Source organism: Pusillimonas sp. T2 (assembly GCF_002236805.1).
In the GTDB taxonomy this organism is placed as follows: Bacteria; Pseudomonadota; Gammaproteobacteria; order Burkholderiales; family Burkholderiaceae_B; genus Neopusillimonas.
The window spans coordinates 26,149-42,572 of the sequence record NZ_NIQA01000009.1; the positions used below are offsets into that span (position 1 = coordinate 26,149).

The 16,424-nt window shown below is 58.7% G+C and carries 15 protein-coding genes; 7 read left to right on the forward strand and 8 right to left on the reverse strand.

Annotation, left to right across the window (positions count from 1 at the left end):
• Positions 1–9: 9 nt before the first annotated feature.
• Both infA and PuT2_RS12865 read right to left on the reverse strand, forming a co-directional pair.
• On the reverse strand, positions 10–270 hold the full coding sequence (infA, locus tag PuT2_RS12860; protein ID WP_093971395.1) for a translation initiation factor IF-1: 261 nt from the start codon (positions 268–270) through the stop codon (positions 10–12).
• Between the two features lie 285 nt (positions 271–555).
• Positions 556–1,095 carry a cytochrome b gene (locus tag PuT2_RS12865; protein ID WP_093971488.1) on the reverse strand — a complete coding sequence of 180 codons (540 nt, stop codon included), beginning with the start codon at positions 1,093–1,095 and terminating at the stop codon, positions 556–558.
• Positions 1,096–1,370: 275 nt separating this feature from the next.
• On the opposite strand from PuT2_RS12865, the gene PuT2_RS12870 reads away from it, so the two are divergent.
• On the forward strand, positions 1,371–2,195 hold the full coding sequence (locus PuT2_RS12870; RefSeq protein WP_093971396.1) for a ferritin-like domain-containing protein: 825 nt from the start codon (positions 1,371–1,373) through the stop codon (positions 2,193–2,195).
• Here the strand turns inward: PuT2_RS12870 and rssA are convergent.
• Entirely contained in the window at positions 2,192–3,136 is a 945-nt protein-coding gene (rssA, locus tag PuT2_RS12875; RefSeq protein ID WP_093971397.1) for a patatin-like phospholipase RssA, read from the reverse strand. The two genes, PuT2_RS12870 and rssA, sit on opposite strands and share 4 nt — an antisense overlap.
• Positions 3,133–3,747 (reverse strand): LON peptidase substrate-binding domain-containing protein, encoded by a 615-nt coding sequence (locus PuT2_RS12880; RefSeq protein ID WP_093971489.1) that lies wholly within the window; start codon positions 3,745–3,747, stop codon positions 3,133–3,135. The genes rssA and PuT2_RS12880 overlap by 4 nt, the downstream gene beginning before the upstream one ends.
• A 260-nt stretch (positions 3,748–4,007) precedes the next feature.
• Between PuT2_RS12880 and PuT2_RS12885 the strand changes: the two genes are divergently transcribed.
• The 3 genes from PuT2_RS12885 to PuT2_RS12895 are packed head-to-tail and all read left to right on the forward strand — an operon-like array spanning position 4,008 to position 7,733.
• Entirely contained in the window at positions 4,008–5,858 is a 1,851-nt protein-coding gene (locus PuT2_RS12885) for a feruloyl-CoA synthase (protein WP_093971398.1), read from the forward strand.
• A gap of 13 nt (positions 5,859–5,871) precedes the next feature.
• On the forward strand, positions 5,872–6,786 hold the full coding sequence (locus tag PuT2_RS12890; RefSeq protein ID WP_093971399.1) for a helix-turn-helix transcriptional regulator: 915 nt from the start codon (positions 5,872–5,874) through the stop codon (positions 6,784–6,786).
• Positions 6,783–7,733 (forward strand): 3-hydroxyacyl-CoA dehydrogenase NAD-binding domain-containing protein, encoded by a 951-nt coding sequence (locus PuT2_RS12895; RefSeq protein ID WP_093971400.1) that lies wholly within the window; start codon positions 6,783–6,785, stop codon positions 7,731–7,733. The genes PuT2_RS12890 and PuT2_RS12895 overlap by 4 nt, the downstream gene beginning before the upstream one ends.
• Before the next feature lie 71 nt (positions 7,734–7,804).
• On the opposite strand, the gene lon is transcribed toward PuT2_RS12895, so the two are convergent.
• From lon to PuT2_RS12915, 4 genes are all read right to left on the reverse strand, one after another.
• On the reverse strand, positions 7,805–10,288 hold the full coding sequence (gene lon / locus PuT2_RS12900) for an endopeptidase La (protein WP_093971401.1): 2,484 nt from the start codon (positions 10,286–10,288) through the stop codon (positions 7,805–7,807).
• Positions 10,289–10,302: 14 nt separating this feature from the next.
• Positions 10,303–10,707: an Hsp20/alpha crystallin family protein gene (locus PuT2_RS12905; RefSeq protein WP_093971402.1), complete on the reverse strand. Its 405-nt coding sequence runs from the start codon at positions 10,705–10,707 to the stop codon at positions 10,303–10,305.
• Positions 10,708–10,928: 221 nt separating this feature from the next.
• Positions 10,929–12,647, reverse strand: coding sequence for a single-stranded-DNA-specific exonuclease RecJ (gene recJ, locus PuT2_RS12910; RefSeq protein ID WP_093971403.1), 1,719 nt, complete (start codon positions 12,645–12,647; stop codon positions 10,929–10,931).
• Positions 12,626–13,555: a hypothetical protein gene (locus PuT2_RS12915; RefSeq protein WP_093971404.1), complete on the reverse strand. Its 930-nt coding sequence runs from the start codon at positions 13,553–13,555 to the stop codon at positions 12,626–12,628. The genes recJ and PuT2_RS12915 overlap by 22 nt, the downstream gene beginning before the upstream one ends.
• 41 nt (positions 13,556–13,596) lie before the next feature.
• On the opposite strand from PuT2_RS12915, the gene PuT2_RS12920 reads away from it, so the two are divergent.
• Genes PuT2_RS12920 through PuT2_RS12930 form a run of 3 tightly spaced genes read left to right on the forward strand, consistent with a single transcriptional unit; the run spans position 13,597 to position 16,422 of the window.
• On the forward strand, positions 13,597–14,871 hold the full coding sequence (locus PuT2_RS12920) for a lipoprotein-releasing ABC transporter permease subunit (protein ID WP_093971405.1): 1,275 nt from the start codon (positions 13,597–13,599) through the stop codon (positions 14,869–14,871).
• Positions 14,864–15,580 (forward strand): ABC transporter ATP-binding protein, encoded by a 717-nt coding sequence (locus PuT2_RS12925; RefSeq protein WP_093971406.1) that lies wholly within the window; start codon positions 14,864–14,866, stop codon positions 15,578–15,580. Before PuT2_RS12920 ends, PuT2_RS12925 begins: the two co-directional genes overlap by 8 nt.
• 23 nt (positions 15,581–15,603) lie before the next feature.
• On the forward strand, positions 15,604–16,422 hold the full coding sequence (locus PuT2_RS12930; protein ID WP_093971407.1) for a TatD family hydrolase: 819 nt from the start codon (positions 15,604–15,606) through the stop codon (positions 16,420–16,422).
• The last annotated feature ends 2 nt before the right edge of the window (positions 16,423–16,424 follow it).

A 16,424-nucleotide genomic window follows, 5' to 3' on the forward strand; every position in this document is an offset into this window, starting at 1 on the left:
GCCGTTGGCTTAGCGACGGCGACGCGGTGCGCCGGTAACTGGGGGGCGGCCTTCGATATGGCGGAAAATAATACGGGCCTTGCTCAGGTCGTAGGGCGACATTTCTAGCTTAACTTTGTCGCCAGCCAGAATACGGATGTGGTGTTTGCGCATTTTGCCGCCGGTATAGGCGACAACAGGGTGTCCGTTTTCGAGGGTGACGCGAAAGCGGGAATCGGGCAAGACTTCAGTGACCGAGCCATTCATTTCAAGTAGTTCTTCTTTTGCCATGGGACGTTTTCCTTTGTAAAAACAAACCTTGGCCGCAATGCGTTGCGCATTGCAGCAAAATTATGAGCCCCCGGGGTGGGGCAGCCGCCGTAAAACGGAACAAAAAGCGTAGCTGAGGCTACGTAGCGCAGGTGCACGCGGTGTGGCACCCAAATTGACAGCAAGGCCACCGCGATGGGTAATGCGCCTTGCCGATTGAACGATGCCCTTTAACCACAAGGGCAAGCACCTTTTTAGGGTAACGTGCCCGTGGCGGGGTGTCAAGGAAAACCCTAATAAAACAGCTTATTTCAGCATGCGGTCGGTGATCTGCCGTTCGCCGGCAAAATAGTGCTTTAGCGCAAAGGCAATATGACCCAGCGCCAGTACCAGCAAAACGTAGCCCAGCAGACTATGGAAATTACTGCCCAGGTCGGTCATCCATTTGATTTTCAGGCTTTCATCAAAGCCGGGCATCAGGGGGATGCCAAAGGGCGAGAATTCGCGGCCCGAGCCGTATTGGCGCATTAAGGCCACAAGGGGTACCAGTAGCATCAACAGGTAAAGCACAACGTGGCCAACTCGGGCGGCGGCGCTGATTGCGGGCGGGCGGTGACGCAGATTGAGCAGCGCCCACAACACACGAATAACAATCAGCAGCATCAGCAAAAAGCCTACCGCTTTGTGCGTACCCCATAACAGCTCGTCTAAGGCGCTGTCCTCAGCCAGAAAATGGGCGAGTGCTGACGTAAATTGCCAGGCCAGCAAAATGGCCATAATCCAGTGCAAAATGCGCGTCACACGGCCGTAGCGTTCGGTGGAGTCACAAGCGGGTACTTGTTGCATAGTCGATTCCTTCTTGGTGGTTAATACATTGTGCCGGCACAGGCGTGTTGTGGTGGCGCTGATGCCTGGCCTGGTGTTGCCGGATTTACCGTACAACACGTCGGCGATAACCATAATAAATTCATGGTTTTTCGTCCAGCTAATTTTTCGTGACACAATCGCACAGCGCCGTTGCGGCGTGATGTTGTTCGGGACAGGTCGAGGGTTTGGCTCTTGATCGCCATGCGCGCTTCCCGTAATCTTTTAACTGCGCGCTTATGTCACAGGTTGAACTTATGTCTGCAGTACTGCCCCTACCTACCGAATGGACGCTGGACAGCGTGCCACTGGCGCACGTTGATGTTGATCTCGTGCGCGATAACGAAGACTTGTTCTATATGGTGATTGGCGCCTCGTTTGTCGAGATTGCCGCCGATTTATACACCCAGAATTTGATCGATTACTTTGGCAACGACCCTGAAGTAGCCGAATGGCTGACGCAGCAATGGCAACACGAAGAGGTGCGCCATGGCCGTGTGTTGCGGGCTTATGCCCAGCATGTGTGGCCTGAGTTCGACTGGCAGCGTGCTTACGATGCGTTTTATGCCGAATACTCGCAAATGTGTACCGTCGACGAGTTTGAGCCTACCCAGGGGCTTGAGATGGTGGCTCGGTGCGTGGTTGAAACAGGCACTGCAACGTTTTACACAGCGCTGTCGCGTCAGGCGACCGAGCCGGTGCTGGCAGGTATTGCACAGCGAATTCGTGCCGACGAGGTCAACCACTACAAGCATTTTTATCGGTATTTTCGCAAGTATCAGCAAGCTCAGCCGCCCGGTCGCTGGAAAATATTCCAGGCGCTCAAGCGGCGTGTACTCGAGGCGCGGGCCTCTGATGCCGACTGTGCGTTGTGGCATGTGTATCAATTGCACGAAGGGGGGCAGACACCCGATCGTGCCCGTTTCAAGCTGTTGTGTCGTCGCTTGGGTCGCGGCTTGCAACGCCACTACCCGGTCGAAATGGCGGTAAAAATGGTGGTCAAGCCACTCGATTTGCCGACGGTGGTCGGGCGGATGCTGTTGGCGCCGCTTTCAAAAGCGTCGGCCTGGTTGCTGCGCTAAGACAAATCAATGTCGAAGGCTTTAATCGCCGGAATGCACTCTTTTGCTGCGCGCCGGCCTTCTTCGATGGCTTCGGTTGCCCGATGAAAATCCATGAGCCCCAAATGCGCGAGCCGGGGCGCAATGACGATATGCGGCGGTTCGCCCACCATGCGGCTACGGGTGATGCGCTCTTGCATGATGTTGATGCTCGATGCCACCACATCGAGCACCGAGGGGATCTCGGGCTCTTCTGGCTTGTTGCGATCGCGCTCAGACGATTCGGGCAGAAGAGCGGTTAAATTATTTTGTAGCTTGCTGAACCAGTCGTCTTCTTGAGCGGGTGGGGATTCTGATTCGGCCTGGGGGGTAGGGCCGCGGCGCAGGTGCCGCCCCAGCAGGTCAGAATTCAGATCAACTGCGATCAGGATGTCGGCTCCCATGGCCCGGGCCAGCGATACCGGTACCGGGTTGACTAACCCGCCATCGACAAGAATTTGCCCGTTGTGTCTAACCGGCGCAAACAAGGCGGGTAATGCGATGGAGGCCCGTACGGCGCCCAGGGTGCTGCCCGAACGCAGCCAGATTTCGGCCCCGTTGTGTAGCGAGGTGGCCACCGCACCAAAAGGGGTGTCGAGGTCCTCGATGTCGCGATCTTGAAACTTGCGTTTAAAGAAGCCCATCAGGCGTTCGCCTTTGAGCATTCCCCCTGAGAGGGTTAAGTCCATGAACGAGACGACGTCGCGCAGACCCAGTTCGCGTACCCACGTGTCGAGCTCGTCGAGCCCACCCGAAGCATGTACGGCGCCGACCAGCGCACCGATGGATGTACCACAGATGATGTCGGGCTTCAGGCCGGCTTCGCGCAAGGCCTGGATAACACCGATATGTGCCCAGCCGCGCGCCGAGCCGCTGCCCAGAATGAGGCCGACTTTGGGGCGGAAGTGACGGCGCGCTGTCATGGCAGTACGCCTTTAACGATAAGCACTTCGCGCAGCATATCCAGACGCTCTGTCGGGTCGGCCGTATTGAGCAGCAGTGCTTTTTGCGTAGGCGGCAGCGGCAGCAATTCGGCCCATCGGTTGGCTACCCAGCCGCAGTCTTCAAGCCGGTAGGGGGCGGACACTGGCATTGCTTCGGGCGGTACGCCTTCGCGTTGCAGGTCGGCAATGACGCGGCCCAGAGCTTCGGCGCAATCTTGCAGGTCTTGCGGGATGCTGACGGCAGGGTCAGGCTCGTGGAGCGTGGCGTTGCCTGTCCATAACCCGCCGGGCTTTTGTTCAAATGTGTTCAGTGTGAAGCGTTGAGTGCCCCGGGCTCGTATTTGCATCAGACCGGTCATTGGCGTGACGGCTTCTTCAATCGTGACCAGTGTGCCCGACGAAACAAAGGTTTCGCGCGAGGTCGGCTGGCGGACCTCGGTGCCGCTGGTCAGCGCCACAACGCCAAAGCCAGTGTCATTCTCAAGGCAGCGCCGGACCAGGTCGAGGTAACGTACTTCGAAAATACGCAGATGAATGACGCCATCGGGAAACAGCGCGCGGGCAAGCGGAAAGAGGGGCAGCGAAGTCATGAGTTGAATAATGCCACAAAGCGAAAGCGCGCAGCCAGGCAGGCAGCCGTTTGCTTTACTTACCCCAAAAATTTTAAGGTGCCAAACGCGCGCACCATTCAAAACCTCTTCAGGTCTGAAGCGCCTCAAAATCAAAATGTATGCATCCCGCTAGACCGCGTTCGCTTCGTACACCTAAAAATAAACTATAGATTGCATTGAAAACTATATTTTCGTATAGTCGCTGAAAATACATTAGAAACAAGCATCAGGAGACAACCATGAACCAGCCCCAGGCCCCCCTGGGCGCGCTGTTTGCTGCGCCCGCCATTACAGTGACCCGTCGTGCCGATGGCACCACGCTTGTCGAGAACCCCGTTGCGCTAGAACCTTATGCCCGATGCGTAGGCGAGTATCTTGACTATTGGGCGGACGAGGCGCCCGAACGCTTGTTTCTGGCCGAACGCAGCCCGGCCGGGCTGTGGGCTGGCGTGACGTATCGCCAAGCGCTCGATAAAGTCCAGCGTATTGCGTCGTGGTTGCTTGAGCGTGGCTACGGGCCGGGTCGTCCGGTGTGTGTGTTGTCTGACAACGAAGTCAACCATGGGTTGTTGATGCTGGCGGCCATGCATGTCGGTATTCCTTATGCCGGTGTTTCGCCGGCGTATTCTCTGCTGTCCAAAGATCATGCCAAGCTCAAGAATCTGGTGCAACGTCTTGACCCTGCGCTTATCTACGTGGGTGGAGCCGGCAAGTTTCAGACCGCGCTCGCGGCCATCGAAGGTTTGCATCATGCCCAGGTGGTAGTGGCAGATGAAGATGTCTTGCCGACCGAAGCGGCATTGCATTTTTCAGACTTGCTTGAAAAGGTCGACCTGGCCGCCGTGCATCGCGCCTATGCGGCCGTTACGCCAGATACAGTGGCAAAAATATTGTTTACCTCGGGCTCGACCGGTTATCCGAAAGGGGTGATCAACACCCAGCGCATGTTGTGCGCCAGTCAGCAGGCCAAACGGCAGGTATGGCCGTTTTTAACTGAGCAGCCGCCCGTCTTGCTCGACTGGTTGCCTTGGAATCACACCTTTGGCGGCAACCATAATCTGAATCTGATTCTGGCCAACGGCGGCACGTTCTACCTTGACGGCGGCAAGCCGGTACCGGGTTTGTTTGACACCACCCTGAACAACTTGCGCGAAGTTGCGCCGACGCTGTACCTGAATGTGCCCAAAGCCTTCGATATGCTGGTTCCCGCCTTACGCGAAGACGCCGATCTGCGTCGGAACTTCTTTTCGAAATTGCAGGTGATCTTTTATGCGGCGGCTGCGCTGCCACAACACCTGTGGGACGGTCTTATCGAGTTGTCTATTCAGGAACTGGGTTATGCGGTGCCCATGGTGACGGCCTGGGGTTCGACCGAAACCTCGCCGTTGGCGACTGACTGTCATTTCCAGGCCGATCGCTCCGGCGTGATTGGTGTGCCCGTGCCGGGCGTGTCGCTTAAATTGGTGCCCAGTGGTGACAAGCTGGAAGTACGTGTCAAGGGGCCAAACGTGACGCCTGGTTACTTCAACCAGCCCGATGTCACCGCCAAAGCGTTCGATGACGAGGGGTTTTATCTGATTGGTGATGCGGCCAAATTTGCAGATCCCGCTCGCCCCGAAGCAGGTCTGGTGTTTGACGGGCGGGTGTCCGAAGACTTCAAATTGATGACGGGGACCTGGGTCAGCGTGGGCAATTTGCGCGTCAAAGGCATCGAGGCCATGACGCCGGTGGCGCAAGACATTGTCGTGACCGGACATGACCGCAATTCAGTGGGTTTTCTGATTTTCCCGAACATCGCGGCATGCCGACGTCTGGCGGGTTTGGCCGAAGACGCCCCTGTGGCAGACGTTCTTGCGCATCAGGCCGTGCGCGATCGGGTAAGCGCTGGTTTGCGTGCTTTGCACGCGGCTAGCCAGGCCAGCTCTACCTACGCCGATCGGGCCTTACTCATGGCCGACCCATCGTCGGTTGATGCGGGTGAGATTACCGATAAGGGTTATATCAATCAGTCGGCGGTGCTAAAGCAACGCGCTGCACTGGTAGATGCCTTGTACGCAGACGAAGCAACCGGCGACGTCATCTACCTGTAATGCCGGTAACGCAATGAACAGTCTGACTGACGCGCCCGACGATACGGCTGCCTTGTCTCAGCGCCTGGGCTTGCGCGTGCGTTCTGCTCGCGCCGCCCGAGCCATGACCATGAAGCAACTGGCGACTGAATCGGGCATTTCATTACCGTATCTGTCGCGGGTCGAGCGGGGCGATGGCAATGTCTCGATAGCCGTATTGCATCGGTTGGCGTGTGCGCTGAGCGTTTCAACCGACGCGTTGTTGTCCGATCACGACCGATTTGGCGCGGATTACGCGCTGATTGTCGAAATGCTCAAGCGTCAGTCACCCGACAGCTTGCGCAGTATTCGTAGCTGGTTGGTTAGTCACCTTGATGAGCAGTCGTCGCAGCAGGGCGGTGTCAAGCGCATTGCTTTGATTGGCTTGCGGGGTGCGGGAAAATCTACCCTGGGCCCGGCGCTGGCGCAGCAGTTGGGTACGCCGTTTATCGAACTGAATGCCCAGGTGGCCCAAATGGCGGGTATGTCGCTCAACGAAGTGTTCTCCATTTATGGGCAGGCCGGCTATCGTCGTCTTGAACGGCAGTGTCTCGACGCCGTGATTGCGGGTCGTCCGCAGGTCGTGCTGGCTACGGGCGGGGGTATTGTGTCCGAACCGGCGACCTACGAAGTGCTTTTGCACTCGTTCTACACCGTGTGGTTGCATGCCCGACCCGAAGAGCATTTTCGCCGTGTCATGGCGCAGCATGACGCTCGCATTGCCACACCTCAGTTGCGTGACGAAGCGATGGCCAATATTGTCAGTGCGCTGGCGGCGCGCAGCGCCTTGTATGCACTGGCTAACGCCGATATCGACACGACGGGTTTGACAACACAGGCGGTCCTCGCTCGGGCGTTGGCCTTAATCGACCAACATATTTTTTCTACCAACAAAGGGGTTGCTTCATGAGTGTTTCTACACGGGTCATCAAAACTGTTGGCGTAGTAGGTACAGGGGTTATCGGCGCCAGCTGGGCGGCCTATTTTCTGGCCCAAGGGTTGGCGGTACGTGCAACCGACCCCAGCGCCGGCGCACACGAACGGCTGCTGGCGACCATTGATGCGTTGTGGCCCAGTCTTGAACGCATTGGCCTGGCGCCCGGCGCCGACAAGCAGCGTATTGAATTTTTTGCCGATCTCGAAACCGCATTGTCCGGCGTAGACTTTGTTCAGGAAAACGGGCCTGAAAAAGAAGATCTGAAAATTGATTTGTTCAAACGCATGGACGCTGTGCTTGATGCCGACATTGTGTTGGCGTCCAGCTCATCGGGTCTGTTGATGAGCCGTATCCAGAGCGCCTGTCGATTTCCCGAACGCGTTGTTTTAGGGCATCCCTTTAATCCGCCGCATTTGATTCCGCTGGTTGAAGTGATAGGGGGGGCGCAAACGTCACCCGAAGTGGTTGAGCGCACCATGCGCTTTTATGCCGACATCGGCAAGCGCCCGATTCATCCGCGTAAAGAAGTCAAAGGGCATATTGCCAATCGCTTGCAGGCGGCGTTGTGGCGCGAAGCCTTTAACCTGGTTGACCAGGGCGTAGCCAGTGTCAGCGATATCGACGCGGCCATTGCTCACGGACCGGGTTTGCGCTGGGCGTTGCTTGGGCCGTTCATGAATCTGCATTTGTCGGGCGGCGGTGCCGGTATTGAACATCTGCTGGATCACCTGGGCGGGCCGATTGAGGACTGGTGGCACGATTTGGGTGACCCGTCGATGACACCCGAGCTCAAGAAGAAAGTTGCCCAAGGCGTACGCGAAATGCTGCAAACGCATGCCGAGCAAGACTTCGTGCCCGAGCGCGACCGGCTGCTGGTCGATTTGCTGGCAGCAAAAACCGATAGCGGCCAGTTACCTTAAGACCCTGCCGTGCCTTGTTAAGGCTGAAGCCGCACAGCCAAGCCGGTGTCATTTGGGCTTGGCTGGTGCGTTCAGGGCGGAGACCAGCGCCAGATGCGTTTGGGATGGGCCGGGTCGTCTTCATTGACGGGCACTACCGGCGCTTCAAGCGCGGTTTCTATGGCTTGATCAACGTTGTCCAGCAACACAATGTCCAGCTGTTCGCGCGCCTGCGCGGGCAGGTCGTCAAGGTCTTTGGCATTACGGGCTGGCAGCATGACGCGTTTAATGCCGGCCTGAAGCGCGGCCAGCAGTTTTTCTTTGATACCGCCCACTGGTAGCACCAGGCCGCGCAAGCTGATTTCGCCGGTCATGGCCAGGTTGGCGTAAACCGCACGATCACTGATGAGCGAGGCCAGAGCGGTATACATGGCGACCCCGGCGCTGGGGCCGTCTTTGGGAATCGCGCCGGCCGGCACGTGCACATGAATGTCGTGTTTGTCGAAGTAGTCTCGTGGCAAGCCAAAGGCCTCGAAGTGAGCCTTGACCAAGGTGAGCGCGGCCTGGGCGCTTTCTTTCATGACGTCGCCCAGTTGCCCGGTCAGAATGAGTCGGCCGCTGCCTGGCGTGCGGCTGGCCTCTATGAACAGGATATCGCCGCCTATGGGCGTCCAGGCCAGGCCTGTGGCAACGCCTGGCAAGCTAGTACGCATGGCTACTTCGTTTTCAAACTTGACGGGGCCAAGAATGTCGGGGAGCAATGCGGCTGTGACGTGCACCTGACTTTGGCGGTTTTCGGCTATGGCCATGGCGGCGTAACGGCAGACACCGCCCAGTGCTCGCTCAAGATTGCGCACCCCGGCTTCGCGGGTGTAGCCCTGGATAATGGCGTCGATGACGTCATCGTCGACCTGGCACTGCGCCTGGGTTAAACCGTTGGCTTTAAGCTGGCGGTCAAGCAGATAGCGTAAGGCAATCTGGTGCTTTTCGTCTGGCGTATACCCTTGCAGCGAAATGACCTCCATTCGGTCGCGCAACGGGCCTGGAATGTTGTCGAGCACGTTGGCCGTTGTAATGAACAAGACCTTCGAAAGATCAAAACCAATGCCCAGATAGTTATCGCGAAACTCGTTGTTTTGCTCGGGATCGAGTACCTCAAGCAGTGCCGCCGCGGGGTCGCCGTGGGCGCTAGCCGCCAGCTTGTCGATTTCGTCGAGCATCAGTACGCAGTTGCGAGCGCCCGCCTTATGAATGGCCTGGATAATGTTGCCGGGAAGTGCGCCAATATAGGTGCGCCGATGCCCGCGGATTTCGGCCTCGTCGTGTACGCCGCCCAGCCCCAGTCGTGCAAATTTGCGGCCGGTCGCTCGCGCAATGCTTTGGCCTAACGATGTTTTGCCCACACCCGGTGGCCCCGTAAAACACAGTATGGGACTGCGGCCGTCGGGGTTGAGTTTGCGTACAGCCAGGTATTCAAGAATTCTCTTTTTGATTTTGGCCAGTCCGTAGTGGTCGGCATCAAGGATGTCGCGCGCTTTGGCAATATCAATCGGTGTTTCGGTCTCGACGTGCCAGGGCAGCTCGATCAGCCACTCGATGTAGGTGCGCTGCATGCTGTATTCGGCCGAGGCATCTGACATTTGCTCCAGTCGCTTCAGGGCTTTACGTGCGGCTGCATCGGCAGCCTCTGGCAGTTTGGCCTGTTCAATTTTTTCACGCAGTTCGGCAACATCGGCACCTTGTTCGTCGTCTTCCCCCAATTGCTCGCGGATGGTTTTCAGTTGTTCGCGCAGCAGGTACTCGCGTTGCCTGTCGTCAACCCGTTCTTTGGTTTCTTCGGCGATGGCTTGCCGTATACGAAGCACCTGGTCTAGGCGCTCGAGGTGAGCGAGGACCTTGTCAAGCCGCGCTTTTAGGTCGAGCGTGTCCAGAATCTCTTGTTTTTCTGCTGGCTTGATGTCGATCATGCCGGCGACGAAATCGGCAAAAATGGCTGGCGAAGTGATGTTCTGGGCGATGCTGGACAAGGCCTCGGGGGCGTCGGGCAATAGGGCGATGACGGCGTCGGTACGCGTTTTAAGCTGCAGCATGCGTGCATCGATGTCGGGCGAATCGATGTTGGGCTCGGTGTAGCGTTCGACCTGTGCGACCTTGAACGGGAAGCCGTCCAGTAGTTTGATGATGCGAAAGCGTTGTTCGCCCTGACAGATCACATGATGGTTGTTGTCGGGGGTGGTGATGTAGCGCAAGATGCTGGCGCTGGTGCCCACGCTGTACAGGTCGTCTTGCCCGGGTTCATCGACTTCAGGGTCTTTTTGCTGGATGATCCCGACCGGCCGATTGCTGCGTGCCGCGGCTTGGGCGGCTGCAATCGAGGTTTCGCGTCCGATGCCGATGGGGACGACCAGCTCGGGAAACAGCACAAAATTGCGCACCGGGATCAGGATCAGGGCGTCTTCAGGGATGTGCAGGTCGTCGACGGCCTGGGGTGATGCGGTGGCATGTTCGACAGCGGGATTGGTGACAGACAACGAAGGGGGGGTATCGGGGGCGGCGCTGCGGTCGGGGCTTGTCATGGAAACCTCCTGATTTAACGCAGTTTTTTCAGGGTCAGGGTCAGGCAGCCCTGGCTCAGGCTGGAGTCCTGGATCTGGAAGTGACCAGAGGGCAGCCGAATATGGCGTTCGAAGTGGCCGTAGGGGATTTCCAGCCGTTTAAGGTGCGCGCCGCGCGGGCCAGGCATGGGTCGATGGGCATGAATATGCAGGACATCGTGCTCGATGGTCACTTGCAGGTTATCGGGTGCTATGCCCGGTAGCGCGACCATGACCGAAAGCGTATCGGGCGTCTCGAAAATATCGGCAGGCGGCTCCCACGACGGCCCACGGCTTTGGCCGCTACCCAATCGGAAGAACTGGCGATGCAACTGGTCGGCGCGGTCGAGCATGTTGACCGCGTCGAGCCACATGGTGTTGACGGTTTTACGATGGGCCATGGCGACGTCCTGGGCAAAGTCAGCGACTGAACGGACCCGAAGGGCCGGCCCCCGGGCCATGTCGTGTGGTGGGGGGCAGACCCGGGCCGATGCTAAAAATATAGGCCCATTCGGCACGGGTTGCAATGCGCTGTGCGGCCGGTTGCTGGCGGCGCCGCAACGTTCTGTTGCAAAAGCCGACGAGATCTGCTGCGGGCGCTGGCTACTTAACGTAGGGCGGGTTACGCCAGATCTTGCGCGGGGCCGGCGTACTCGATGATCAATTGTGCGCTGACCATACCGTTCCAGACGTTCTGATCAAGCCGATACGCCGCGTCAATGCACTCGGGCAGGGTTTCGGGGTGATTGAACCAAATGGCGTCGAAGCGCTGGTGGCCGCGCTCCAGGCTCAGTTTCAGGTGCTTGTCTTTTAGAAGGCGTTGATGCCTGACCCAGAACGTATCGCGAAACACAGGCGCGGGGAAGCCGGCGCCCCATACCTGCTGTTGCAACAGCCCGGCAACATCGGCGTTGGCGTAACCGGTTTCCAGCGAGCCGTCGGTTTCGATGATGGGTTCGAAGAATGATTTACCCGACAACGTGCGTACCGCGTCGTCAAACGCCTCTTGAAACTGAGCATAGGCCGATTCACGCAAGGTCAGGCCGGCAGCCATGGCGTGCCCGCCAAATTTCAGGATGGCACCCGGCAAACGTTTGGACACCAGGTCGAGCACGTCGCGCAGATGGACGTCGGGAATAGACCTGCCGGAGCCACGCAGCTCGTCATCGCCGGAACGGGCGAACGCCAGGGTAGGGCGCCAGTAGGCCTCTTTAAGTCGGGATGCAACCAGGCCCACAACGCCCTGATGCCAGTCGGGGTGATACACGCATACGCTGGCGCGTTCAGGTTGGTGTTCGGTCTCCAGGTTCGACAGGGCCTGTTCTTGCATTTCGGTTTCAATGCCACGACGCTGCTGGTTAATGCCGTCAAGTTCGCGGGCCAGCTTTAAGGCGTAGTTTTCGTCGTCGGTAATCAGGCATTCGATGCCCAGGCTCATGTCAGCCAGACGACCCGCTGCGTTGATACGCGGGCCCAAGGCAAAGCCAAGGTCGAATGCACTGGCTTGTGCCGGGTTGCGGCCGGCCACGGCAAAAAGCGCGCGAAGGCCGGGCTGCATTTGACCCCTGCGCATTTTGTCGAGCCCCTGCGTGACCAGCAGCCGGTTGTTGCCGTCGAGCTTGACGACGTCGGCGACCGTGCCCAGCGCAACCAGGTCGGCCAGTTGGTCGAGCCTGGGGCCGCCATTGGCCGGGTAGACGCCGCGTGAGCGCAGTTCGGCTCGCAGGGCCAGCATTAAGTAAAAAATAACCCCCACGCCCGCCAGGTTCTTTGACGGAAAGCCACAGCCCGGTTGATTGGGATTGACGATAGCCTGGGCACGAGGCAGAACGTCACCCGGCAAATGGTGGTCGGTTACCAATACCTCGATACCGGCGGCCAGCGCCGCCTCGACGCCGTCAACGCTGGCAATGCCATTGTCGACGGTAATCAGGATATCGGGCTTGCCCGAGGGGTGGCGTTCGGCCAGGGCGACCACTTCGGGTGACAACCCATAGCCCGTTTCAAAACGGTTGGGCACCAGGTAGTTGACCAGGGCACCCATGCTGCGCAGCGCACGCACGGCGACTGCGCAGGCGGTGGCGCCATCGCAGTCGTAGTCGGCAATGACCAACAGCTTCTTGCGCTGATCGATAGCGTCGGCCAGCCATTGAGCCGCCGTGTCGACATGGGTCAGGGTGCGCGGCGGAATCAGGTTGGCCCATTGCTGTCCGGTTTCGTCCGGGCTGCTCACGCCTCTTGCAGCCCAAAGTCGTGCCAGCAAAGGGTGTACGCCGGCGGCAGCGAGTTGTTCTGCGGCTTTGTCGTTGGCCGGACGTGTTACGAGTTTCGGGGTGACCACCAGTGACTCCAGTTGGTGCGGCCTGGCAGCAGGCGCAACAGGCGCCGCCCCAGGCTTGGGGGTTCAAGGGTAACGATACGGTCTTCGCCCAGCAATACCAGGTGCGCATCAGGCCCCAGGCCGGCAACTCGGGTATTGAAGGCGGCCATAGCCTGCAGCCACGCGGCCCAGTCTGATTGCGCAAAGGCGGCTTCTGCCTCGTGCCAGATCTCGAAGCCCCCTGCATCGGGCCGGGTCAGCTGCGCAGGAGATGCGCCGCCAAAAACCCAAAGGCTGTTGATGGGCGCCAACCCCATTTGGGCGCGTTCTTGATTGACCGGGTGTTCGTACCACGTCATTTGCAATTCGTTAACCAGGCGCCGTAATGGCCGGGTGGCCGTGTCTTGTGGCCACCAGTCGTTGACACGCGTGGCGCTGACCAGTTGCGGGCTGACGCTGGCCGGCAAAATGTCGGCAGGCAAAGTAATGCGCCAACGTGCGGCACCGGTGTGTGTCAGTTCGAAACCGGGGGCATCGAACAAAGGTTTGGCGGCCTGGAATAAGGCTAAACTCTGCTCTGGCGTAATCGCCAGTTGCGCAGCAGGCAATAAACCGGCGCCGTCTCGCGACGGCGAGACATGTACCAGTTCGGCAAGCCACACGGCTTGCTCGGGGGCGACAGGAGCTTGCGCCCATAAGGGCCCTAAACCGGCCGACATGTTCTGGCTGTTTTCGGGTAAAAAACCGTGGCGCTGCAGCAGCCAGTATTCCAGGCTGGTGCAGGCGGTGTCCAGCAGGTTAATGTTTGTGCTGCGGGCGTGGCTGCCCTCAAAACGGCGCACAAGGTTAGGCGCTGTTTTTACAAGGTGCGGTGTGAGTTCGCGCGCGGTGCCCGAGTTGGGCAGTGCGCCGGGGATAACGATCTGCATGGTCGTATTGTAGTGTTAATGACAACGTGGTGATCTGACTGATGTCGTATGTTTTCTGGATAGGGGCCCGGTATGCGGGCCTGGCACGTGCCCGCGGGCGAGCTCGTAAGCGCGACCGCTTTGTCTCGTTTATTGCGGGCACGTCGATGGCGGGCATTGCCTTGGGGGTAGCGGCACTTATTATTGTGCTGTCGGTCATGAACGGTTTCCAAACTCAGGTGCGCGACCGCATGTTGTCGGTGTTGCCGCACATCGAGTTATTTGTGCCGAGTGCGTCGCCCATGCAGGTGCTCGAACAGTGGCGGTCTATTGCCGATCAGGCCGCGTCCGCTAATAGCGCTATCACCGGTGAGGCGCCGTTTGTGTCGGCTCAGGCCATGGTCGCGCGCGGCGAGTCTTTGAACGGTGCGCAAATTCGCGGCGTCGACCCGGGGGCCGAAGCCGCGGTGTCCGACCTGCGCGGCCAAATGGTTGCTGGTTCACTCGACAGCCTGACGCCCGGCGCTTTCAATATTGTGCTGGGCAACCAGTTGGCCCGTTCGCTCGGGGTCACTGTAGGCGACACGGTTATGGTTTTGGCGCCTCAGGGGGCCGTATCGCCGGCTGGCTTTACGCCGCGCATGCGGCAGTTTACGGTGGGTGGCGTGTACTCCTCGGGCTATTACGAGTACGACGTCTCGTTGGCCTTCGTTAACGTCGAAGATGCCGCTCGGGTGTTTCGCGACAGCGGTATCAGCGGAGTAAGGCTTCGCATTACAGATATGCAACAGGCGCCGGTGGTGGCGCGCGAGCTTATGCAGGCGTTGCCGCCGTATGTGCGGGCCAGCGACTGGACGCAAAACAACCGAACCTGGTTCGCTGCCGTCCAGACCGAAAAGCGCATGATGTTTTTGATTTTGGCGCTGATTGTGGCCGTGGCGGCCTTCAATTTGTTGTCGTCATTAGTGATGGCGGTTAAAGACAAGCAATCTGATATTGCCATTTTGCGCACCATAGGCGCGACGCCGGGCGACATTGCCCGAATTTTTCTTATTCAGGGGGCCTTGATTGGTGTGGTGGGTACTGCGGTTGGCGTAGGCCTGGGCGCCTTGGTGGCCTACAACATCGACGTGATCGTGCCCTTTATTGAAAACCTCATGGGTATTGAGTTTTTGCCCCAGCAAATTTATTTCATCAGCGAATTGCCTTCCAACCCGCAGCTAAGCGATATGCTGATTATTGGGCTGACATCTTTGGTGATGTCTTTATTGGCCACCCTATACCCCAGCTGGCGCGCTTCGCGTCTTCAACCTGCACAGGTGTTGCGTCATGACTGATGTTGTTCAACAAGCCAATGTGCTCGATGCCGAAAACTTGACCAAGTATTACGAAGAGGGCGGCAGCCGTATCGACGTTTTGCGCGGCGTCAGCTTGCATGTGGCGCCAGGCGAAATGGTGGCCATTGTCGGCGCTTCGGGTTCGGGTAAAAGCACCTTATTGCACGCCTTGGGTTTGCTCGATCAACCCTCGGGCGGCGAAGTGCGCGTTAATAACGAACCTACCGCGGGCTTGTCAGAGGCACGGCGCAGTGCTTTGCGCAACCAGGCTTTAGGTTTTGTGTATCAGTTTCACCATTTGCTGCCCGAGTTTTCGGCGCTCGACAACGTAGCCATGCCATTGATTGTTCGCGGAGAAAAGCGCCCGCACGCACGCGAGCAAGCTGCGGCCGTGCTAGAGCAGGTGGGGTTGTCGCACCGCGTGGCCCACTTCCCCGGTCAGCTGTCGGGCGGCGAACGCCAACGCGTTGCTTTGGCGCGCGCCTTGGTTACCCGGCCGGCTTGCGTGCTGGCCGACGAGCCTACCGGTAACCTCGACAGGCATACCGCGCAGTCTATGTTCGACCTGCTGGTACGCGTCAACCGCGAATCGGGCACCGCCTTTGCCATAGTGACTCATGACCCTGCGTTGGCCGCACTAGCGCACCGGCAACTGTACATGGTCGATGGCCGTCTGGTCGAGGCCGAGCAATACCACGCCACGCATTAACAGACTGTAGGCATACTCTGGTCATGCTGATCGACACCCATTGTCATCTTGACGCAGCCGAGTTCGATAGCGACCGCCAGGCCGTTATTGCGCGGGCTCAGCAGCAGGGCGTTCAAGGTATTGTGTTACCGGCAGTCGAAGTGGCCAATTTCGCTGCCGTGCAAGCATTGGCCCGTGAGTTGAAGGGTGGGGCGTACGCCCTGGGTATTCATCCTATGTACGTGCCGCGCGCGCAAGCGCACGACCTCGACACGCTGGCGCATTGGTTGAGTGCGCATATCAACGACCCGCGTCTGGTCGCCGTGGGAGAAATCGGCCTTGATTTTTTTGTGCCCGAATTGTGCGAGCCCGCCATGCGGGCGAAGCAACAACGGTTTTACGAAGCCCAGCTCGATCTGGCGCATCGGTTTGGTTTGCCGGTGCTGTTGCATGTGCGCAAGTCACAAGACTTGTTGCTGCAGGGGCTGCGTAAGCGCGGGTGCATCGGCGGTATTGCGCACGCCTTCAATGGCAGCTTTCAGCAGGCGGGACAGTTTATAGACCAAGGTTTTGCGTTGGGCATAGGCGGTGCCATGACATTTACCCGCGCATTGCAAATCCGCCGCTTGGCAACACAGTTGCCTTTAGACAGCCTGGTGCTTGAAACCGATGCACCGGATATTGCGCCGGCATGGTTGGGCACGCCCGGCGGGCCGCCTGCCCGAAACGAACCGGCCGAGGTTGCGCATATTGCACAAACACTGGCCGACTTGCGCGACATGCCGGTCGCGCAAGTCATTGAAACCACCTGGCACACGGCGTGTCGTGTGCTGCCCCGGCTGGCGGCATTGCCAGGGCGTTAATG